Origin of the sequence: Pseudomonas sp. S4_EA_1b (assembly GCF_016307435.1) — a bacterium.
Lineage (GTDB): Bacteria > Pseudomonadota > Gammaproteobacteria > Pseudomonadales > Pseudomonadaceae > Aquipseudomonas > Aquipseudomonas rhodesiae.
On sequence record NZ_JAEILC010000014.1, the window covers coordinates 18,500 to 37,796 of the forward strand.

Below are 19,297 nucleotides of genomic sequence, written 5' to 3' on the forward strand. Positions count from 1 at the left end.
GCGGGTTTCTTATGTGTTTCAGATGATATGTGCACCACCTGAAACTAATGAGTGGTGCCCAGAGACGGAATCGAACCGCCGACACGGGGATTTTCAATCCCCTGCTCTACCGACTGAGCTATCTGGGCAACGGGGCGCATTAAACGGGTTTTTCAGGGGGTCGTCAAGCAAGTTTTCAAAAAATATTTAATTATTACCGTCGCTTACGTTCCGACCCCGGTTTTTGATCAGTTATTGAGCAGGTGGTACGTAGCCTTCGGCCTTGGCGTAATCCTCGCCGGAAAAGAACTTATCCATTTCGCCTTGCAGGTATTTGCGGTCTTCGGCGTTCATCATGTTCAGGCGTTTTTCGTTGATCAGCAGGGTCTGGTGCTTCTGCCAATCGGCCCAGGCCTTGGCGGAGACGTTTTCGTAGATGTCCTGGCCCTTGGCGCCCGGATACGGAGGGCGTTCCAGGGCGGGCAATTGTTCTTTGTACTTGCGGCACATTACGGTGCGGGTCATGACGACTCTCCTGCGTTCAATACATCGGCCGCGCGTTTGAGCAGTTTTTTCACCGGGGCGGCGAGGCCCAGGCGCGGCGGGGTGGCGAGGTTATACCAGAGCCAGTCGGCCTCGGCCACGTGATGGGCGGATTCCTGCACTTGGACCAGCCAGGGTTCGATGGCCAGTTGGAAGTGGCTGAAGGTGTGGATCAGCCCCGGCAGTTCCTGTTGCGTGCCCAGCTCAAGGGCATGCTGATGGGCGAGGTGTTCAAGGTCTTGCAGCTCGTCCAGTTCCGGCAGGCTCCACAGGCCGCCCCACAGGCCGGTGGACGGGCGACGGTAAAGCAGAATCGCGCCCTCGGCATTGGCCAGCATCGGCATCAACGTACGCTTCTGCGGAATGCTCTTGCGTGGCTTCGGGATCGGGTAGCGCGTCTCCAGGCCAAGCATGTGTGCTTCGCAGCTTTTTTCCAGCGGGCACAACAGGCAGCTGGGTTTGCTGCGGGTGCAGAGGGTGGCGCCCATGTCCATCATGGCCTGGGTGTAGGCGTTGACCCGATCATGGGGCGTGAAGCGTTCGGCGGTGGCCCACAGCTGCTTGGCCACCTTGGGTTCGCCTGGGTAGCCCTCTTGCGCGGTAAACCGTGCCAGCACGCGCTTGACGTTGCCGTCGAGGATCGGTGCACGCAGGCCCATGCTCAGGCTGGCGATCGCGCCGGCAGTGGACAGGCCGATGCCGGGTAGCTCGGTGAGTTTTTCCACGCTCCGCGGAAACTCGCCGCCGTACTCGGCGACCACGATTTTCGCGGTTTTTTGCAGGTTGCGTGCGCGGGTGTAGTAACCCAGGCCGGTCCACAGATGCAGCACCTCGTCTTCCGGTGCGGCGGCCAGGGCTTCGACCGTTGGCAGGGACGCCATGAACCGGTCGAAGTAATTGAGCACGGTGCTCACCTGGGTCTGCTGCAACATGATCTCCGAGACCCACACCCGGTAGGGTGTTATGCCCTGTTGCCAAGGCAGGTCATGGCGACCGTGGCGGTCGTACCAATCCAGCACCGCCGTTGAAAACTGCTCGTCTCTCATCGTTTGAACAGGCCTTTGAGCGCGTCTTTGAGTTGCGGGTTGACCTTGTCGAGTTTCTCTTCGAGCTTCTCGTTGAGACGGTTGCCGGCGGCCTTGATAGCGACCTGACCGAGGCCGTCCTTGTCCAGGCGACACGCCTTGGCGCCCAGCTCCAGCGGGCCACGGCAGCGCAGCGGTACTTCGATGCCCTGGAAGTTGGCACCCACCTCGCAGGCCGGGTCCGGCACTTCGCGCTGGTCGCCTTCGACAATGATGCCCACGCGGTAATCCATGCCCAGCACCCGCAGGTCAACATCGCCGTTGCCATTGACCGTCAGGCCCGGGATGCGCACTTTCAGGTCCGGATTGTTGGCCACGCCATTACGGAAGGTCAGGTTGCCTTTGAGTTCCTGGAAGGGCGTGTCCTTGCCGCGTTGCTCGCCGCTCAAGGTCTTGCGATTGAGCAAGGCGATGCCGGTGCACAGTTGCTGTTCAAGGTTGGCGTTGAGCAGCACGCCGTTGTTGATCACAAAGCTGGCGGTACCGTTGAGGCTGTCGATCAGGGCTTTCTGGCTGTTGCCGCGACCGGTGAGGTTGCTGTCGAGCGTCACCTGGCCTTTGACCGGCGGCGTTTGCCCCTGGGCTTGCAGGATGCGTTCGACAGGCACTTGCTTGATGTGGCTTTGCAGCGCCAGTACCGGAATGTCCTGGCGTACATCCAGATTGCCGTTGGCCTGGAAGGAGCCGTTATAGAGCCCGCCACTCAAGGTTTCGAGCTTGAGCTGGCCATCGATGCCGGATGCTTTGAGCACTGCATTCTGGATCGGCAGCTTACTCAGGGTCAGTTGGCCGAAGGCGAGGTCGGCATTGACGTCGAGGGTGCGCAGGCGCGTCAGCGGCAGCAGTTTGTCGGTGCTCCAGGCGCCTTTGGTCGGAGCCTCCGGCAGTGGTGTGGTGCCGCCGGCGGCCATCGCGCCGGCTTCGCTGTTCTGGACTTCGGCCTGGCGTGCGGCGCTGGCGCCTTTGGCGGATTCGGATTTGGCCGGCAGGTAATTGTCGGCGTTGAAGGTGTCGCCCTTGAGTTGGACACGCAGCGACTGCTTGGCGAAGTCGTCCACGGCGACGCGACCGGTGAAGGTGCTGCCGTCGAGTTTCAGGTTCAGGTCTTCCAAGGCCAGGCTGGTGGGCGTGCCCTTGAGGCGGCTGACCAGTTCGACTTTGCTCAGGCTGCCTTCGGCCATCGGCGGCAGCGGGTTGCCCACGCTGTCGAGGAACTTGGCCAGGTCAAACTGAGCGATCGACAACGCGCCGCTGAGCTGTGGAGTCTTATCTAGGTCGTTGACTTTCAATTCGCCCAGCGCGCGCAGCTGGTTGGCCGACAGTTTCAAATTGGTCCATTCGGCGATGTTGGCCGCTTGATCCACCAGCAGTTGGCCTTGGGTGGAGAAGGTCACGGTCTTGCCTTGCAGCGGTTCGCCGGTGGCTTCGCCGCTGATACGCATGTCTTCGAACTGGTAGCGCTTGAGAGCGCGCTGGATGCGCAGGTTGCCCGTCAGTTCGGTCTTGAGGCGCATCACTGGCTGATTGCTGCCGAAGAATGCGGTGAGCTTGACCGGGATGCTGGCGCCTTCATGAATGGCGCCGGCGCTCAACTGGATGCTTTCGGCGCTGAACTGCTTGCCGGTCTGCTCGTCGTTGTATTCGACCCGGGCGTTGTTGATGGTCAGGCTGTCGATGTCCAGGCGGATGGGTTGGGCCGGTTTTTCCGGTTTGACCTCAGCAGGTGGCTGCGCCGGCGTGGGCGCACTGGCGGTAGCCTCGGCGGGGTCGGGGACGTTTTTGCCGATGTCTTCCCAGTTGCCGTGGCCCTGCTTGTCGCGGTTCAGGCGCAGGTTCAAGCCTTCGACGCGCACATCGCTCATCTGTACTTCACGGCGCAGCAGCGGCAGCACGCGCACCGACAGGCCAAGCATCTGCAGGTCGGCGAACGGTTGGGTCGGGTTGGTCAGGGTCGCCACGCTGGCTTCGTGCAGTTCCAGGCCAAGCCAGGGGAACAGGCTCCAGCCGATGTCGCCATTGAGCGTCAGCTCGATGTGGGCCTTGTCGCGGGCAATCTGGCGAATCTCTTCTTTGTAGTCGTTGGGATCGAAGAGGTGGGTCAGGGCAAAGCCGAGAGCCACAATGATCAGCAACAGCCCGAGAAGTACCAGACCCAGGATTTTGCCGAACGCTTTCATGGGCGAGTCCTTGTATGTCGATTTCAAAAATTAGCCGAAGAGTATAACGCCCGACGGCCTGCGTCAGTTCATCGATCGTTACATTGTATCCATGGCCGCAAGAACAGGTTTTTGACGTCAAACAAACCGAAATTCCTTAAAAAGGTGATGGCATTTTGGTTTTTCTCGCGCTTTTAGATGCTAATCTCTGCGCGTTCGTCTGCCTTCTGCGACGTATCGTCGCGCCAAAATGGAGTTTCACTCAATAAAACGGCCACGCTTTGCGTGCAAGGCCGATGGGGGAAGCGCGCCTGACGGACGCATACCAATAACTGGGGGAAACACTAATGAGCACTCGCACTGCGGCCGCTTCTACAGCCGCACAGCCTGCGTTCCTGTCCAAGGAGCGCATTATCGCCAAGCCCGGGTTCAACCGCTGGCTGGTCCCGCCGGCCGCCCTGGCCATTCACCTGTGCATCGGCATGGCCTACGGTTTTTCGGTGTTCTGGCTGCCGCTGTCTAAGGCGCTGGGTATCACCGCACCGGTTGCCTGCGCGCCGGACATGAGTTTCATCGCCCAAGTCTTCTCGTCTCAATGCGACTGGCCTATCTCGATGCTGGGCTGGATCTACACCCTGTTCTTTATCTTCCTGGGCTGCTCGGCAGCGATCTGGGGCGGCTGGCTTGAGCACGCCGGACCGCGCAAGGCTGGTGTGGTATCGGCGCTGTGCTGGTGCGGCGGCCTGCTGATCTCGGCGTTGGGGATTTATACCCACCAGATCTGGTTGATGTGGATCGGTTCCGGTGTCATCGGCGGTATCGGCCTGGGCCTGGGGTATATCTCGCCCGTCTCGACCTTGATCAAGTGGTTCCCGGACAAGCGCGGCATGGCCACCGGCATGGCGATCATGGGCTTCGGCGGCGGCGCGATGGTCGGTGCGCCGCTGGCTGCGGCACTGATGGGCCATTTCGCTTCGCCCACCAGCGTGGGCGTTTGGCAAAGCTTCCTGGTGATGGCTGCGATCTATTTCGTGTTCATGATCGGTGGCGCGCTGTCCTACCGCGTTCCGCCGACCGGTTGGAAGCCTGAGGGTTGGACCGCGCCGGCGAAAAAAGCCAGCAACGCGATGATCACCCACCGTCACGTACACGTGAACGTGGCGTGGAAGACCCCGCAATTTCGTCTGGTGTGGCTGGTGCTGTGCCTGAACGTTTCGGCAGGTATCGGCATCCTCGGCATGGCATCGCCGCTGCTGCAGGAAGTGTTCGGCGGCAAGCTGCTGGGCGTGGATGTGCCCTTCGGTCAGCTGGATGCCGGGCAACTGGCGTCCATCGCGGCCATCGCTGCGGGCTTCACCGGTCTGTTGAGCCTGTTCAACATTGGTGGCCGGTTCTTCTGGGCGTCGTTTTCCGACTACCTGGGCCGTAAAAACACCTACTTCGTGTTCTTCGCTCTGGGTTTCGCCCTGTACGCGCTGATCCCGAACCTGGGGCATCTGGGCAACGTATCGCTGTTCGTGGCGGCGTTCTGCATCATCCTATCGATGTACGGCGGTGGTTTTGCCACCGTGCCGGCATACCTGGCCGACTTGTTCGGCACCCAAATGGTCGGCGCGATCCACGGTCGTCTGCTGACCGCCTGGGCGGCGGCCGGTGTGCTCGGCCCGGTGCTGGTGAACTACCTGCGTGAATATCAACTGAGCATCGGCGTCGAGCGCGCCGCGGCCTATGACATCACCTTGTACATTCTCGCCGGCCTGCTGGTACTCGGCTTTATCTGCAACCTGCTGGTGCGCCCTGTGGCCGACAAGTACTTCATGACCGACGCCGAACTGGCCGCCGAACAGGCGCTGGGCCATGACAAAGGTGCTGATGCCAGCACTTCCCTGGAGTGGAAGGCGTCTGCCGGTAGCAAGCCATTGGCTATCGCTGCGTGGCTGGTGGTAGGTATTCCGCTGGCGTGGGGTGTGTGGGTGACCCTGCAGAAGACCGCAGTACTGTTCCACTGACACCTTTATGAGGGGGCTCGGTTCCGGTGGGAGCCGGGCTCGCCCGCGATGGCATCACTGCGGTCAGTTGAATGACCCTAGGTAGTTGCATCGCAGGCAGCCAGCTCCCACATTCCCATCAGAAGATATTCCTTCAGCGCCCCATTCTGGGGCGCCCGCTTGTCTGCACATGTCTAACACAGACACTCCATCAGTCTTATCCCCTTCGATGTTTCTGTTTAGCGCCCGCGCCCCTATAATGGCTGCCTTTTTCGCCCAATGATTTTGCGGAGCTGGTGATGGCCGAACGTATGGCGTCCGTCGAGCGCGACACTCTGGAAACCCAGATCAAAGCCTCGATCAACCTGGATGGCACCGGAAAGGCCCGATTTGATATCGGTGTACCTTTTCTTGAGCACATGCTGGACCAGATCGCCCGTCACGGGCTGATCGACCTGGATATCGTCTGCAAGGGCGACCTGCACATCGACGACCACCACACCGTGGAAGACGTCGGCATCACCCTCGGCCAGGCGTTTGCCAAGGCCATCGGCGATAAGAAAGGTATCCGTCGCTACGGCCATGCCTATGTGCCGCTGGACGAAGCGCTGTCGCGCGTGGTCATCGACTTCTCCGGCCGCCCGGGCCTGCAGATGCACGTGCCCTACACCCGCGCCACCGTAGGTGGCTTCGACGTCGACCTGTTCCAGGAATTCTTCCAGGGTTTCGTCAACCACGCCCTGGTCAGCCTGCACATCGACAACCTGCGCGGCACCAACACCCACCACCAGATCGAAACCGTGTTCAAGGCCTTCGGCCGCGCCCTGCGCATGGCCGTGGAGCTGGACGAGCGCATGGCTGGGCAAATGCCATCGACCAAGGGCGTTCTGTAATGCAGACGGTCGCGGTTATCGATTACGGCATGGGTAACCTGCACTCGGTGGCCAAGGCCCTCGAACATGTAGGTGCCGGCAAGGTGCTGATCACCAGCGATGCCAAAGTTATTCGCGAGGCCGACCGGGTGGTGTTCCCAGGCGTCGGTGCGATTCGCGATTGCATGGCCGAGATCCGTCGCCTGGGCTTTGACAGCCTGGTGCGCGAAGTCAGCCAGGACCGGCCGTTCCTCGGCATCTGTGTGGGCATGCAAGCCTTGCTCGAACGCAGCGAAGAGAACGACGGCGTCGACTGCATCGGTCTGTTTCCTGGCCAGGTGAAGTTCTTCGGCAAAGACCTGCACGAAGACGGTGCCCATCTCAAGGTCCCGCACATGGGCTGGAACCAAGTCAGCCAGACCGTGGACCATCCGCTGTGGCACGACATCCCCGACATGGCGCGCTTTTACTTCGTGCATAGCTACTACATTGCCGCGGGTAACCCGCGTCAGGTGGTGGGTGGCGGGCACTACGGCGTCGACTTCGCCGCGGCGCTGGCCGAAGGCTCGCGTTTTGCCGTGCAGTTCCACCCGGAGAAAAGCCATACCCATGGCCTGCAATTGCTGCAGAACTTCGCCGCCTGGGATGGACGCTGGTAAATGGCCAGGAAGCCGAAGCCGCCGATCTTGACCCTCACTCCCGAGCAGGAGAGTGAGGCTACCGTCAAGATCAAGCGCTTCATGGAGGATCGCTTCGAGCTCAAGTTGGGCTCGTTCGAGGTCGCCGAGATCCTTGAGTTGTTCACTAACGAAGTGGCACCGCACTATTACAACAGGGCGATTTTCGATACGCAGACGCTCCTTAAAGAAAGGTTCGAAAGCATCGAAAGCGACCTGTGGTCGCTTGAGAAACCCTGATTTCCCAAGCATTGCTGAATATCGAATAAGGTTTGCCAGATGCTGATTATCCCCGCTATCGATCTCAAGGACGGCGCCTGCGTACGTCTGCGTCAAGGCCGCATGGAAGACTCCACCGTGTTCTCCGATGACCCGGTCAGCATGGCTGCCAAATGGGTGGAAGGGGGCTGCCGTCGTCTGCATCTGGTGGACCTGAACGGCGCCTTCGAGGGCCAGCCGGTCAATGGTGAAGTGGTCACCGCGATCGCCAAGCGCTACCCGAACCTGCCGATCCAGATCGGCGGCGGCATCCGCTCCCTGGAAACCATCGAGCATTACGTCAAAGCCGGCGTGAGCTACGTGATCATCGGCACCAAGGCCGTGAAAGACCCGGCCTTCGTTGCCGAAGCCTGCCGCGCGTTTCCCGGCAAAGTGATCGTGGGCCTGGATGCCAAGGACGGTTTCGTCGCCACCGACGGCTGGGCGGAAATCAGCACCGTGCAGGTGATCGACCTGGCCAAGCAGTTCGAAGCCGATGGCGTGTCCGCCATCGTCTACACCGACATCGCCAAAGACGGCATGATGCAGGGCTGCAATGTGCCGTTCACCGCCGCATTGGCTGCGGCCACGCGCATCCCGGTGATCGCTTCGGGCGGCATTCACAACCTAGGCGATATCAAGTCGCTGCTGGACGCCAAGGCCCCCGGCATCATCGGCGCGATCACCGGCCGTGCGATCTATGAGGGCACGCTGGACGTGGCTGAAGCTCAGGCTTTTTGTGATAGCTACGCGGCCAGCTCCAAGTCGTAAGCTGCAAGCTGCAAGTAAAAGCAGATCTGCTTCTACTTGCAGCTTATAGCTCAAAGCTTGCAACTCTTATTGGAGATAAGCCCATGGCTTTAGCCAAGCGCATCATCCCTTGCCTGGACGTCGACAACGGTCGCGTGGTCAAGGGCGTCAAGTTCGAGAACATCCGTGACGCCGGCGACCCGGTGGAAATTGCCCGTCGCTACGATGAGCAAGGTGCCGACGAGATTACTTTTCTCGATATCACCGCCAGCGTCGACGGCCGCGACACCACCCTGCACACCGTCGAACGCATGGCCAGCCAGGTGTTTATCCCGCTGACCGTGGGCGGCGGCGTGCGCACCGTGCAAGACATCCGCAACCTGCTCAATGCCGGCGCGGACAAGGTGTCGATCAATACCGCGGCGGTGTTCAACCCGGAATTCGTCGGCGAAGCCGCGCAGCACTTCGGCTCGCAATGCATCGTGGTGGCCATCGACGCCAAGAAAGTTTCCGGCCCGGGCGAAACCCCGCGCTGGGAGATCTTCACCCACGGCGGCCGCAAGCCCACCGGGCTCGACGCGGTGGAGTGGGCGATGAAAATGGAAGGCCTGGGCGCCGGTGAAATCCTGTTGACCAGCATGGATCAGGACGGCATGAAAAACGGCTTCGACCTGGGCGTGACCCGTGCCATCAGTGACGCGCTGGGCATTCCGGTGATCGCCTCCGGCGGTGTCGGCAACCTGCAACACCTGGCCGATGGCGTCATCGAAGGCCACGCCAGCGCGGTGCTTGCGGCGAGTATTTTCCACTTCGGCGAATACACTGTCCCTGAGGCCAAAGCCTACATGGCAGCACGCGGTATCGTCGTTCGCTAAACGTTGCTGGACACCATGGCAGGCGCGCGGCACTCTCTGCGCTTGCCATGGATTTCGGTAACCTTCATGTTCAAACACCTGCTGCTCACCCTCGCCAGTACTTGCGCCCTGTTGGCCGGTTCGGCCTACGCCGAAGAGGCGCCTGGCACCTCCCTGGTGCTGCTCACGGAAAATTTCCCGCCTTACAACATGGCGAAAAACGGCAAGAACTTCGCCAAGGACGAGAACATCGAAGGCATCGCCGTGGACATCGTGCGCGAGACCTTCAAGCGCGCGGGCATTTCCTACAACCTCACCCTGCGTTTTCCTTGGGAGCGGATCTATAAACTCGCCCTGGAAAATCCTGGTTACGGTGTGTTCGTGATGGCGCGTCTGCCGGACCGCGAAGCGCTGTTCAAATGGGTCGGCCCCATCGGCCCGGATGATTGGGTGCTACTGGCAAAGGCAGACAGCAAGATTCAGCTCGATGAACTGGGGCAGGCTCGGCGCTACAAGATCGGTGCCTACAAAGGCGATGCCATTGCCGAGACCCTGGAGAAGCAAGGTCTCAACCCCGTAGTGGTGCTACGGGATCAAGACAATGCGCAAAAACTGCTGGAGGGCCAGATCGACCTGTGGGCCACCGGTGATCCGGCCGGGCGCTACCTGGCGCGTCAGGTGGGGGTGACAGGGCTCAAGACAGTGCTGCGTTTCAACAGTGCTCAGCTGTACCTGGCCTTGAATAAAAACGTGCCCGATGACGTCGTCGCCAAGCTGCAAGCTGCACTGGATCAGTTGCGCAAAGACGGCGTGGTCAGCGAGATCATGGGGCGTTACCTCTAGCTACACCTGCCTGCGGTGTTGGCCTTTGTTGTTCCACTTGGAGATTGCCTTACCCGTTTTGTGGTTGGGTGATTAGCGCGGCTTGAGCAGGTCCACGCGCAGGGTCGACGGCTGATCCGCCTGGTCAAACGCATAGGTGCAGATCTTGTACGGCGTGCTCCAGGCATTGATGAGCTGAGCGTACTTTTCCTGAGAACCATCGGAAGCGTCATTGGGGGCGTAGAACAGATCGATGATGTCATCGTCTTCAGCCGGAACGGGTTCAGGGATGTTGTAGTAATCAACAGGCCGCAGGCAATCGGTGGTGGCGGCCGGACCATATTTGTAGGTGTAGCGACTCATAAAGGGAGGGGCCAGGTTCCAGATAACCGTGTAGGCCGCCGAACCTTGTTTATCCAAGCTAATTGTCAGGTTGGGTGTGCGTGCCGGTCCAGGTTCGGCTAGTTCTACCGCCAGGGTCAGGGCGTTTCTCATCATGCCATGGGTGGTCCGCTGATCGGCGGAACTCACACCGACGATACACAACATGTGCATGCCGGTTTGCGGTCCGATGGGATCCTTCACTAAGGCGTCTGCCGCGCTGATGGGCGCGCTGTAGGACACCGGATTTTCGCAATCAATCGCGCGGCGAGTGGTTTTGTATCGATAGAACGGTGTGTTGACGGTGAACGCCAGGTTCCACCGCGGCACGATGTTCTGCTGTCGGCTGCCGGTTTTTTTCAGGAAGTATTGCTGGATAGGCTCAGGGTTCCTGAACGTAATGGACGTGGTCGGGTATAGCTCGCAGTGTTCGTCGTCGGCCTTGAGCATGCCATCGACGAAACACGCATTCAGAAAGGTCACCGGGCTGCCGTAGTTGGTATCCGGGTGCCAGAGGGGCATGCCATTCTGGATTTCACAGGGGGCGTCGCGTTGGCATTTGCGCTCCTCGGGCTGGCCGGCGGTGCTGGTGCTGAGGACGCCGAACAGGGTATTGGTGGCGCGATCGAGCAAGGGCCCGCCGAAACCGCCGAGGCCGATGTTCTTGCATTGGTTCTTCATGGTGACGCGCCATACGAACGGTTGCTCCACCAATTCCTGTGAGACCTGTTGACTGCAAGCGGATAGATGCAAGGTGTCCCATTCCGGCGCAGCCAAGGCGAGAATGTCATCCCCCGTAGCCGGGACTTGGCTGGCCAGCTTCAGCGGGGTGATGCCGGCTTTAATTAAATCGGCCAGTGACGCCTGCAACTCAATGATCGCCAAGTCCACACCTTGGCTGCTGCCCCATTTCAAGGTTTTGAGGGGAAAGGTCTTGATGGTTTCGAGGGTGTCGTCAAAGTAATTGAAGCTGATATTGCCCTTGATCGGCAGATCCCGCTGCACGGCGCCGTTGAGGCGATGCAGGCAGTGGCTGCTGGTCAGCACATAGGCCGGCCCGGATATGCCTTCGGCGCTGCGAGTGTCCAGTAGGCTGGCGGTGCAGAGGGTTTGGTTTTCGTTTCTGATGCGACCCACGCCGCTCCAATGATCGTGCTGATGCTGTGCATTGCTCAGCAAGCGGGCTGAGTGGTGGTTGACCAGGCCCTCGCCGAAATCCTTGGGTGCGGCATACAGCAAGCCGCTGAGGCTACCGAGCAGCAGCCCCGAAATAACCACGCTGATGGTGTTCATGAAATGCCCTTGAAGAGTGAACGGAGGGTTCACTATTCAGGACCGGGAAGCGCGACGAGCTGTAGTTATCTAGGGGCCGGCCGGTAAGTGCCGTCTCGACCGTGGCCTGCCATCGCACGGTTGCTACGCACGCTGATCATCGACTTGATATCGATCCACTCGACGCCCTGAGCCTTGAGCTTGGGCAGCTCACGTTCCAGCACCGCCAGGGTTTGTGGATAAGGGTGGCCGATCATCACCGCCGAGCCCTGTTTGTGGGCGAGCTTGATCGCGGTTTGCAACTGCGTGGTGATGGCCGCTTCGGTGCGTTCGTCGTCGAGAAACACATCCCGCGAGACACTGGCCAGGCCGATTTTCTGTGCTTCGGCGGCGGCCACGGTTTGTGCGCTGGTGCGACTGTCGACGAAGAACTTGTGGCGCCGTTGCAATTCACCCATCAACCAGGCCATGGCCTGCGGTTGGGCGGTCATGCGGCTGCCCATGTGGTTATTGATGCCAGCGGTAAACGGCACAGCGTCGAACGCAGCCTCCAAGCGTTTGCCGAGTTCTTCGATCGGTAGCTCCGGGTGCCAGGCGAACGGGCCCGTGGCCGGGTCCATGGGCATGTGCAGGATCACGATCTTGCCGGCCTTGTGCGCTTCGCGGGCGAATTCGGCGGCGTGGGGTGTGTCGGGCATGATCGCGGTGGTCACGGGGCCGGGCAGGGCCAGCACGCGACGATCCCTGGGCAGGTTCTGCCCGAGGTCGTCGATGATGAGGGTCAGGTAGGCTTTGTGTGTCTGGCTGGCAGGCGTCGCATGGGCGACGCCTGCCAGGCTGCACAGCACGGCGATGATCAGGGCAAAACGCATATCAACGGCTGCGCGTGATGCTCAAGCCCTTGAGCAGGCTCAGCGCCTGGGCCAGTTGGTAATCATCGTCCTGGGGCATCGGCTTGGCTTTGGCGCCGCTGCCGGTCGGCTGATCGGCGCCGCCGTTGCCATTGCCCAGGTGACCTTGCAGGTCGGCCTCTTTGTAATACTCGCTGTCGATCTCGTTGGTGATCTTGGCTTTGCGCACTTCGATGTCCGGCACGATGCCCTGGGCCTGGATCGAACGGCCGTTCGGCGTGTAGTACAGCGCGGTGGTGATCTTCAGGGCGCGCTCATTGTTCAGCGGCAGCACGGTCTGTACCGAGCCTTTGCCGAAGCTGGTGGTGCCCATCAGCACGCCGCGTTTCTGGTCTTGCAGAGCGCCGGCGACGATCTCCGAGGCCGAGGCACTGCCGCCGTTGATCAGCACGGCCAATGGCACGTTCTCGCTGAGGTCGTTACCGGTGGCCGAGAAGCGCAGCTCGGAGTTGGCGATACGGCCCTTGGTGTACACGATCAACCCTTTGGTGATGAAGTGGTCCACCACTTCCACCGCCGACTGCAAGACGCCGCCCGGGTTGTTGCGCAGGTCGAGCACAATGCCGTTGAGTTTCTTGCCGTTGTCCTTGCGCAGCTTGGCCAGGGCCTTGGCTACTTCGTCGCCGGTCTTGACCTGGAACTGGGTGATGCGGATGTAGCCGTAGCCCGACTCCAGCAACTGGCTCTTCACGCTCTTGACCGTGATGGTCGCGCGGGTCAGCGTCACGTCGAACGGGTTACCGCCGTCGCGCACCAGGGTCAGGGTGATTTTCTGGCCGATCTTGCCGCGCATCTTGTCGACGGCTTCGGTCATGCTCTGGCCGCGGGTCGGCTGACCATTGATCTTGACGATAAAGTCGCCGGCCTGGATGCCGGCCTTGGAAGCAGGGGTGTCGTCGATCGGCGAGACCACTTTGATATTGCCGTCTTCGGAGCCGACCTCGATGCCCAGGCCACCGAATTCACCGCTGGTGCTCTCCTGCAGCTCGGCGAAATCTTCCGGGCCCAGGTAGGCGGAATGTGGGTCGAGGTTGCTGAGCATGCCCTTGATGGCATTTTCCAGCAGGGTCTTGTCGTCCACGGGTTCGACATAGGCTGCCTTGATCCGGTCCATGACCTCGGCGAACGTGCGCAGCTCATCCAGCGGCAACGGCGCCTTGGTGGTCGCGGCGGTGGCGGCGGGTGCAGCCGGAGCGGCCTGGTCGGCCAAAGCCAGAGGCGCGCCGATCACCAGAGCGATCGTCAGGGCCAGCGAAGTGAGGCGGGACAAATGCAGCATGTCGAACGAACTCCTAATGTAGATGCGACCCTTATCCTTGGGTTCTGCACCATTGTGCGGGATCGCTCGGGCGACCCTGCTGACGAATAGCGAAGTACAGCGCCGGGGTGTCCTGGCCGCCACTGTTACCGACAGTGGAGATGGACTCACCGGCTTTTACAACATCACCTGCCGACTTGAGTAATGTCTGATTGTGGCCGTAAAGGCTCAAATAGCCATTGCCGTGGTCGAGAATCACCAACAAACCGGCGCCGCGCAACCAATCGGCAAACACCACGCGCCCGCCGTGTACGGCGTGGACCGGGCTGCCGGCGGCGGCGCTGATCATCACCCCGTCCCATTTGGCGCGGGTGTCATCGCCACGGGTTTCCCCAAAGCGTGCCAATAGTCGACCATCAACTGGCCATGGAAGTTTGCCTCGCGCCGAAGCAAAGGGGCCGCCGAAAGACTCGCCGGCGCTGGAAACCAGTGGCCCCGGCGCTGTATGTGCCGGTTTGCGCGGTGCCGGAGCGTCGGTGGTGGCCGCCAGTTCAGCTTCGCGCTGACGCTTTTTTTCCGCTTCCTGCTGGGCGATCAGCGCTTTTTGCCGCGCTTCTTCGGCCTCGCGCGCCTGGCGGGCCAGGGTCTCTTCGATGGTCTTTAGTACTTTGGCCAGGTCGGCCTGGTCCTGCTCGCGGGCCTGCAACTTGGCATCGCGGGCTTTTACGTCGTCGTTGAGCTTGGCCAGCGCCAGTTGGCGTTCCTTGCGAACCTTGTCCAGTTCGTCGCGCTGGGCATTGAGGCTGCTTTTCTGGTCCTCCAGCTGAGACTGCTGGTTGGCGATTTCCTGCTCCACGTTCACCAACTGGCGCAGGGTCTCGTTGAAGCTTTTCAATTGCTCCAGACGGGCCTTGCTCAGGTAATCGTAATAGGTAAGGGTGCGCGCGAATTTTTCCGGGTTTTGCTGGTTGAGCAGCAGCTTGAGGTACTCCTGGCGGCCGCTCTGGTAAGCGGCGCGGGCCTGGATCGCGATCAGGCGTTGCTGTTCAACGCGTGCGCTCTGGAGTTTTTTTTTCTCAGCGTCGAGTCGCTCCAGTTCCGACTCGCTCTTCTTTAGTTCTTTTTGCAACTCCTGGACTTGCTTCTCCAGCTTGCCCATTTCGGTTTCTGTACCGCGCAGGTCCTTTTGCACTCCGGATTTTTCTTCCTGGAGTTTGCCAAGCAGCTTCTTCAGCTCGGCAATGTCCTGACGCGTAGCGTCCAACTGTTGTTGGGTTTGTGCGCGCTCGTCGGCAAACGCCGGTTGGAGCAGGCAGACAAGAACAAGGGTAATCAAGGCGCGAAGCATAGAGGCGGGCGACACCAGGGGAAAGGGACGGCCTAGTATGCCCGCCAAGCGCTGCAAAAAAAACGCCCAATTCGGGCAAGCGGACAAGATAGGCGCCGAGTGGCGGTGGTATGGCAAAAAGATATCTGCCAAACACTTAAAAGCCAGTGTGGGAGGGAGAAAGCCCTCTCACACTGTTTGTTTGGATCAGACCAGGATTGAGGTGCCAGTCATCTCTTTGGGCTTCTCCAACCCCATCAGCATCAGCATGGTCGGCGCCACATCCGCCAGCACGCCGCCTTTACGCACTTTGAAATCGCGCTTGCCGACGTAGATGAACGGCACGGGCTCGGTGGTGTGGGCGGTGTGAGCCTGGCCGGTGGATTCGTCGGACATCTGCTCGCAGTTGCCGTGGTCCGCCGTGATCAGCGCTTCGCCGCCGACTTTTTCCAGGGCGTCAACGATGCGGCCGACGCAGGTATCCAGGCATTCCACCGCCTTGGTTGCGGCTTCCAGGTTGCCGCTATGGCCGACCATGTCCCCGTTGGCGTAGTTGACCACGATCACGTCGTAACGCTGGTGGTCGATGGCGTCGACGATTTTGTCGGTGACTTCCGGTGCGCTCATTTCCGGCTGCAGATCGTAGGTGGCGACTTTCGGCGATGGAATCAGGATGCGCTCTTCGCCTGGGAACGGTTCTTCACGACCGCCGGAGAAGAAGAAGGTCACGTGAGCGTATTTCTCGGTTTCAGCGATACGCAGTTGGGTCTTGCCGTTTTTCGCCAGGTAGTCGCCAAGCACGTTGTCCAGGCTGCCCGGCGCGAAAGCTGCGGGGGCGGGAATGCTGGCGGCGTATTGGGTCAGGCCGACGTATTGCACTTTCGGCTGGCGGGCCCGTTCGAATTCCTTGAAGTCGTCTTCAACGAATACGCGGCTCAGCTCGCGGGCACGGTCGGCACGGAAGTTCATGAACACCACGGCATCGCCGTCTTCGACTTTGACCGGCTCGCCGATGGTGGTGGCCTTGACGAACTCATCGCTCTCGCCGCGGGCGTAGGCGGCTTCGAGACCTTCCTGGGCGGTGGCGGCGTTGAACTCGGCCTGGCCGTCGACGATCAGGTTGTAGGCTTGGGAGACGCGGTCCCAGCGATTGTCGCGGTCCATGGCGAAGTAACGGCCGATCAGGCTGGCGATGCGGCCCTTGCCCAGCGCGGTAAAGGTGGCATCCAGCAGTTCGATAGACGATTGCGCGCTTTTAGGCGGTGTGTCGCGACCGTCGAGGAAGGCGTGCAGGTAAATCTTTTCGGCGCCGCGCTTAAAGGCCAGTTCGGCCATGGCCACCAAATGGTCCTGATGGCTGTGAACGCCGCCGTCGGACAGCAGGCCCATGAAGTGCACGGCCTTGCCGGCCGCGACTGCTTTATCCACCGCCGCGCAGATGGTCGGGTTCTCGAAGAACTCGCCATCGCGGATCGCTTTGGTCACGCGAGTGAAGTCCTGATAGACCACTCGTCCGGCGCCGAGATTCATGTGGCCGACTTCCGAGTTGCCCATCTGGCCGTCCGGCAGGCCCACGTCCATGCCCGAACCGGAAATCAGGCCGTTGGGTACGCTGGCCGTGAGGCGGTCGAGGACGGGCTTGTTAGCCGCGTATACGGCGTTGTCGTGGTGGCTTTCACTGTGTCCGAAGCCATCGAGAATTATCAGGACCAAAGGTTTAGGCGTGGTAGTCATAGATCCTCTCGCGGCGTTAATAAAGGAAGGCAATTGAAAAGGGAGTGGCAGTTTAAAGCGAAGTTCCGAGCACGTCACCGCTTTACGGGGGTTGGCCCCCCCTGGCGGCTGTGTATACTTACCGCCATTTTAACGCCCTGGAACCTCCTTGATGGTTGATCACCTGATTGCATTTGCCACTGCCCATTATCTGCTCGTGGGTGCCTTTGTCATTCTGCTGGCGCTGCTGATCGCTCATGAAATGAGCCGTGGTGGCCGCAGCCTGAGCACGTCGGAACTGACCGCACTGGTCAACAAGGATGAGGCCGTTGTGGTGGATATCCGCCCGGCCAAGGATTTCGCCACCGGCCATATCGTCGGCGCATTGAACATCCCCCAGGACAAGCTGATCGCCCGCCTGGCCGAGCTGGAAAAGCACAAGGCCAAGACCATCATCCTGGTCGACGCCCAGGGCCAGCACGCCGGTACCCATGCCCGCGAGATGCTCAAGAGCGGCTTCACCGCCGCCAAGCTCTCCGGTGGCATCAGCAGCTGGCGCGCCGATAACCTGCCGCTGGTGAAGTGATATGAGCCAGGTCGTCGTATATTCCAGCGATTGGTGCCCGTACTGCATGCGGGCCAAGGCCCTGCTTGAGAAGAAGGGCGTTGCGTTCGAAGAGATCAAGGTCGACGGTAAGCCCCAGGTGCGTGCCGAAATGGCCCAGAAAGCGGGGCGTACGTCCGTGCCGCAGATCTGGATCGGCACCCAGCACGTCGGTGGTTGCGATGACCTGTTTGCTTTGGAGCGCGCCGGTAAACTCGATGCGCTGCTGGCCGCCTGACTCCCAAACCCTTAAAGACCCCAAGATAGAGAAGGATCTGCGATGACTGATCAACAGAACACCGAAGCAGCAGAAGCCCAAGGCCCGCAATTCTCGCTGCAACGGATCTATGTGCGTGACCTGTCCTTCGAAGCGCCGAAAAGCCCGGCCATCTTCCGTCAGGAGTGGACACCAAGCGTTGCCCTGGACCTGAACACCCGTCAGAAAGCCCTGGAAGGCGACTTCCACGAAGTGGTGCTGACCCTGTCGGTTACCGTCAAGAACGGCGAAGAAGTGGCTTTTATCGCTGAAGTGCAACAGGCCGGTATCTTCCTGATCCAAGGCCTGGACGAAGCTTCCATGAGCCACACGTTGGGTGCGTTCTGCCCGAACATCCTGTTCCCGTACGCTCGCGAGACCCTGGACAGCCTGGTGACCCGTGGTTCGTTCCCCGCATTGATGCTGGCGCCGGTGAACTTCGATGCCCTGTACGCGCAAGAGCTGCAGCGCATGCAGCAGGAAGGCGCGCCGACGGTTCAGTAATCTGTAACCGACGCAGCACCCAATGTGGGAGGGGGCTTGCCCCCGATTGCGGTGGATCAGTCACACATAAGTTGACTGACACTTCGCCATCGGGGGGCAAGCCCCCTCCCACATTTGTTTTGTGTATTACTTGAAACCGAGTTGGCGCCAGCCTTCATAGACCGCCACGGCGACGGTATTGGACAGGTTCAGGCTGCGGCAGCCCTCGCGCATCGGCAGGCGCAGGCGATGGCCGTCGGGCAGGGCGTCGAGCACGTCGGCGGGCAAGCCACGGCTTTCCGGACCGAACAGAAACGCGTCGCCTTCGGCAAAACTGGCATCATGAAATGGGCGCGAGCCTTTGGTGGTAAACGCGAACAGCCGTGGATGGCCGAGGCTTTCCAGGCAACTGGCCAAATCGGCATGGCGCTTGAGGGTGGCGTACTCGTGGTAGTCCAGTCCCGCGCGACGCAGACGCTTGTCGTCCATGTCAAAGCCCAGGGGCTCGATCAAATGCAGGTGGCAGCCACTGTTGGCGCACAGCCTGATAACGTTGCCGGTATTCGGCGGAATTTCTGGTTGAAAAAGGATGACGTGAAACATGCACGGCTCCGAAGGCAAAGATGCGCTGCATTCTACCCCCGAAGAGGATCCAAGGCCGAAGCTATTGCCGAGGGTTATGGGGTCATTGGCGATTGTCGGCTTGATGGTGGGCCTGATGATCGGCCGCCTGACCATTCCCGACCCGGTTGAGTTGCAGCAGGTCGAAACGGCGCCGGACGGCGTGGTGGTGTGGTTCAACAGTGAGCCCCAACTGCACGGCGAACATATCGACGGCACCGTGGCGCTGTTATTCGACGCCCAGGGCAAGGCTGCCAGTGGGCAGCTCAAGGTCAACGATAAGGACGTGAATTGGCGCATTCGCAAGACCGATGGTGGCTTGCTGCTGAACCTGGTGGCGGCGCGGCCGTTGCGCGGAGAGTGGAAAGGCGCTGAGGTCGACGGCCGCTGGCGGCTGGAGATCCATCTCCAAGGGCAATAAAAGAGGGAGTTCCCGGCCTGCCTGTACCAGGGCTCCCAAAACAGGGTGAAGCCGTAAAGGCTTCGG

General features: G+C 60.6%; 20 protein-coding genes and 1 tRNA gene. 11 read left to right on the forward strand and 10 right to left on the reverse strand.

Translation table 11 applies throughout. From position 1 onward, the window contains the following. Positions 1 to 52 precede the first annotated feature (52 nt). The 4 genes from YA0848_RS05020 to YA0848_RS05035 all read right to left on the reverse strand — a co-directional run bounded on the left by YA0848_RS05020 (position 53) and on the right by YA0848_RS05035 (position 3,784). A tRNA-Phe gene (locus tag YA0848_RS05020) sits at positions 53 to 128 on the reverse strand. Positions 129 to 231: 103 nt separating this feature from the next. Beyond that, the gene (locus tag YA0848_RS05025; RefSeq protein ID WP_034095430.1) at positions 232 to 504 is read right to left on the reverse strand and encodes an oxidative damage protection protein; all 273 of its coding nucleotides are present in this window, start codon (positions 502 to 504) and stop codon (positions 232 to 234) included. Then, on the reverse strand, positions 501 to 1,568 hold the full coding sequence (gene mutY / locus YA0848_RS05030; RefSeq protein ID WP_034095431.1) for an A/G-specific adenine glycosylase: 1,068 nt from the start codon (positions 1,566 to 1,568) through the stop codon (positions 501 to 503). The genes YA0848_RS05025 and mutY overlap by 4 nt, the downstream gene beginning before the upstream one ends. Further along, positions 1,565 to 3,784: an AsmA family protein gene (locus YA0848_RS05035; RefSeq protein ID WP_169903920.1), complete on the reverse strand. Its 2,220-nt coding sequence runs from the start codon at positions 3,782 to 3,784 to the stop codon at positions 1,565 to 1,567. Before YA0848_RS05035 ends, mutY begins: the two co-directional genes overlap by 4 nt. A gap of 326 nt (positions 3,785 to 4,110) precedes the next feature. Between YA0848_RS05035 and YA0848_RS05040 the strand changes: the two genes are divergently transcribed. From YA0848_RS05040 to YA0848_RS05070, 7 genes are all read left to right on the forward strand, one after another. After that, entirely contained in the window at positions 4,111 to 5,772 is a 1,662-nt protein-coding gene (locus YA0848_RS05040) for an OFA family MFS transporter (protein ID WP_034095433.1), read from the forward strand. Between the two features lie 278 nt (positions 5,773 to 6,050). Then, on the forward strand, positions 6,051 to 6,644 hold the full coding sequence (hisB, locus tag YA0848_RS05045) for an imidazoleglycerol-phosphate dehydratase HisB (RefSeq protein WP_034095434.1): 594 nt from the start codon (positions 6,051 to 6,053) through the stop codon (positions 6,642 to 6,644). Continuing rightward, complete coding sequence (gene hisH / locus YA0848_RS05050; protein ID WP_034095435.1) at positions 6,644 to 7,282, forward strand: imidazole glycerol phosphate synthase subunit HisH; 639 nt, start codon at positions 6,644 to 6,646, stop codon at positions 7,280 to 7,282. The genes hisB and hisH overlap by 1 nt, the downstream gene beginning before the upstream one ends. Continuing rightward, positions 7,283 to 7,540, forward strand: a complete 258-nt coding sequence (locus YA0848_RS05055) for a DUF2164 domain-containing protein (RefSeq protein ID WP_034095436.1) — start codon at positions 7,283 to 7,285, stop codon at positions 7,538 to 7,540. A 39-nt stretch (positions 7,541 to 7,579) separates the two neighbouring features. Continuing rightward, positions 7,580 to 8,329, forward strand: coding sequence for a 1-(5-phosphoribosyl)-5-[(5-phosphoribosylamino)methylideneamino]imidazole-4-carboxamide isomerase (gene hisA, locus YA0848_RS05060; protein ID WP_034095437.1), 750 nt, complete (start codon positions 7,580 to 7,582; stop codon positions 8,327 to 8,329). Between the two features lie 83 nt (positions 8,330 to 8,412). Then, positions 8,413 to 9,183, forward strand: coding sequence for an imidazole glycerol phosphate synthase subunit HisF (gene hisF / locus YA0848_RS05065; RefSeq protein ID WP_003171107.1), 771 nt, complete (start codon positions 8,413 to 8,415; stop codon positions 9,181 to 9,183). A 66-nt stretch (positions 9,184 to 9,249) separates the two neighbouring features. Further along, on the forward strand, positions 9,250 to 10,005 hold the full coding sequence (locus YA0848_RS05070) for a substrate-binding periplasmic protein (RefSeq protein WP_034095438.1): 756 nt from the start codon (positions 9,250 to 9,252) through the stop codon (positions 10,003 to 10,005). 72 nt (positions 10,006 to 10,077) lie between these two features. Here YA0848_RS05070 and YA0848_RS05075 read toward each other — a convergent pair whose 3' ends face one another. The 5 genes from YA0848_RS05075 to gpmI form a co-directional block, all read right to left on the reverse strand. Beyond that, positions 10,078 to 11,658 (reverse strand): trypsin-like peptidase domain-containing protein, encoded by a 1,581-nt coding sequence (locus YA0848_RS05075; protein ID WP_169903919.1) that lies wholly within the window; start codon positions 11,656 to 11,658, stop codon positions 10,078 to 10,080. Positions 11,659 to 11,723: 65 nt separating this feature from the next. Continuing rightward, positions 11,724 to 12,509, reverse strand: coding sequence for a divergent polysaccharide deacetylase family protein (locus YA0848_RS05080; RefSeq protein WP_034095440.1), 786 nt, complete (start codon positions 12,507 to 12,509; stop codon positions 11,724 to 11,726). Position 12,510: 1 nt separating this feature from the next. Beyond that, positions 12,511 to 13,827 carry a S41 family peptidase gene (locus YA0848_RS05085; protein ID WP_034095441.1) on the reverse strand — a complete coding sequence of 439 codons (1,317 nt, stop codon included), beginning with the start codon at positions 13,825 to 13,827 and terminating at the stop codon, positions 12,511 to 12,513. 31 nt (positions 13,828 to 13,858) lie between these two features. Next, the gene (locus YA0848_RS05090; RefSeq protein WP_034095442.1) at positions 13,859 to 15,154 is read right to left on the reverse strand and encodes a murein hydrolase activator EnvC family protein; all 1,296 of its coding nucleotides are present in this window, start codon (positions 15,152 to 15,154) and stop codon (positions 13,859 to 13,861) included. Between the two features lie 186 nt (positions 15,155 to 15,340). Then, the gene (gpmI, locus tag YA0848_RS05095) at positions 15,341 to 16,867 is read right to left on the reverse strand and encodes a 2,3-bisphosphoglycerate-independent phosphoglycerate mutase (RefSeq protein WP_034136536.1); all 1,527 of its coding nucleotides are present in this window, start codon (positions 16,865 to 16,867) and stop codon (positions 15,341 to 15,343) included. A 151-nt stretch (positions 16,868 to 17,018) separates the two neighbouring features. Between gpmI and YA0848_RS05100 the strand changes: the two genes are divergently transcribed. Genes YA0848_RS05100 through secB form a run of 3 tightly spaced genes read left to right on the forward strand, consistent with a single transcriptional unit; the run spans position 17,019 to position 18,210 of the window. Continuing rightward, positions 17,019 to 17,432, forward strand: a complete 414-nt coding sequence (locus YA0848_RS05100) for a rhodanese-like domain-containing protein (protein WP_034095444.1) — start codon at positions 17,019 to 17,021, stop codon at positions 17,430 to 17,432. 1 nt (position 17,433) lies between these two features. Continuing rightward, complete coding sequence (grxC, locus tag YA0848_RS05105) at positions 17,434 to 17,688, forward strand: glutaredoxin 3 (RefSeq protein ID WP_034095445.1); 255 nt, start codon at positions 17,434 to 17,436, stop codon at positions 17,686 to 17,688. Between the two features lie 42 nt (positions 17,689 to 17,730). Next, entirely contained in the window at positions 17,731 to 18,210 is a 480-nt protein-coding gene (gene secB, locus YA0848_RS05110) for a protein-export chaperone SecB (RefSeq protein ID WP_014716520.1), read from the forward strand. A gap of 126 nt (positions 18,211 to 18,336) precedes the next feature. Here secB and YA0848_RS05115 read toward each other — a convergent pair whose 3' ends face one another. Further along, positions 18,337 to 18,792 carry a tRNA (cytidine(34)-2'-O)-methyltransferase gene (locus YA0848_RS05115; RefSeq protein ID WP_034095446.1) on the reverse strand — a complete coding sequence of 152 codons (456 nt, stop codon included), beginning with the start codon at positions 18,790 to 18,792 and terminating at the stop codon, positions 18,337 to 18,339. Here YA0848_RS05115 and YA0848_RS05120 point away from each other — a divergent pair. Beyond that, positions 18,791 to 19,231 (forward strand): hypothetical protein, encoded by a 441-nt coding sequence (locus tag YA0848_RS05120; RefSeq protein WP_034095447.1) that lies wholly within the window; start codon positions 18,791 to 18,793, stop codon positions 19,229 to 19,231. The two genes, YA0848_RS05115 and YA0848_RS05120, sit on opposite strands and share 2 nt — an antisense overlap. Positions 19,232 to 19,297 lie beyond the last annotated feature (66 nt).